Here is a 1,400-nt window from a genome sequence, read left to right as displayed (position 1 = left end):
GCTCCACGCCGGGCTGGCCGGCCGCCGCGAGCGGAAACAGATAGTAGCGTCCGACGCCGCCGGCCTTGGCGCCGAGCGACAGCGCTTTCAGCACGTGTGTGCCGCGCTGCACGCCGCCATCCATGATGACGTCGATCCTGTCGCCACCGGCATCGCCGACCTCGGCAAGCTGGTCGAACGCCGCCCGTGAGCCATCCAGCTGCCGCCCGCCATGGTTCGACAGCACGATGCCGCTGCAGCCGATGTCGACGGCGCGTCTGGCATCCTCCACCGACATGACGCCCTTGAGGCAGAACGGACCCGACCAGAGCTTGACCATCTCGGCGACGTCGTCCCATGTCATCGACGGATCGAGCATCTCGGTAAAGTAACGGCTGATCGACATCGTGCCGCCGCCCATGTCGACATGCTCGTCGAGCTGCGGCAGCTTGAAGTCCTCATGGATGAAATAGTTGATCGCCCAGGCCGGCTTGAGCGCGAACTGCGCCATTCCGGTAAGGTTGAGCTTGAAGGGAATGGCAAAGCCGGTTCGTTTGTCGCGCTCGCGGTTTCCCCCGGTGATGCTGTCGACGGTCAGCATCATCACCTCGACCCCGACCGCCTTTGCCCGCTGCATCATCGCCCGGTTAAGACCGCGATCCCGGTGGAAATAGAACTGGTAGACCTGCGGGCCGCTGCTGATGCTGCGCGCCTCCTCGAGGCTGACGGTGCCCAGCGACGACACGCCGAACATCGTGCCGTATTTGGCGGCGGCCTTGGCGACCGCGCGCTCGCCCTGGTGATGGAACAGGCGCTGCAAGGCGGTCGGCGAGCAATAGAACGGCATCGCCAGCTTCTGGCCCATGACCGTCACCGACATGTCGACCTCGCTCACCCCGCGCAGCACGTTGGGAACCAGATCGCAGGTCTCGAAGCTTTCGGTGTTGCGGCGATAGGTGACCTCGTCGTCGGCCGCGCCGTCGATGTAGTTAAAGATCGGCCCCGGCAGCCGCTGCTGCGCCATGCGGCGGTAATCGGAAAAGTTGTGACAGTCGCTGAGCCGCATCATCGAATTCCAAAGGCCATGGCGGGACAAGTTTCTCGCCACCGTTCGATGCATCGAATATCAACCTGTTGTCGGCGTGCCAACGGACTATTTTTCGAGCTGCCCTCCGGACATGGCCATGAGCAAAAAAAGGGACGCCGAAGCGCCCCTTTCTGGTCTAATCCGATTGACAAAGATTACATGCCGAGATCCGAACGAAGCTCGGCCCTGGCCACTTCATACTCGGCCTTGAAGTCGTCCCGGTTGAGCAGGACCGCGGCGATGACGCTGCCGGAAATCCTGCCCATCTCGACGACGGACGCATAGTGGATGCCGCCGACCTCGCGGTTGTGGGCGTATTCGGCCGCACGCGCCA

General features: G+C 63.2%; 1 protein-coding gene and 1 pseudogene. Both read right to left on the bottom strand.

Annotation, left to right across the window (positions count from 1 at the left end; all coding sequences use genetic code 11):
- A partial coding sequence (locus tag EOA22_RS33595) for an alpha-hydroxy acid oxidase (RefSeq protein WP_164756186.1) occupies positions 1-1,045 on the bottom strand: 1,045 nt, incomplete at its 3' end.
- Between the two features lie 176 nt (positions 1,046-1,221).
- A pseudogene (locus EOA22_RS39765) lies at positions 1,222-1,400 on the bottom strand (phosphatase PAP2 family protein); the annotation flags it as partial.

It is taken from the genome of Mesorhizobium sp. M7A.F.Ca.US.014.04.1.1, assembly GCF_003998745.1.
Classification (GTDB): Bacteria; Pseudomonadota; Alphaproteobacteria; order Rhizobiales; family Rhizobiaceae; genus Mesorhizobium; species Mesorhizobium ciceri.
Note: the sequence above shows the minus strand (reverse complement) of the source record. Positions and strands in the feature narration are given on the sequence as shown.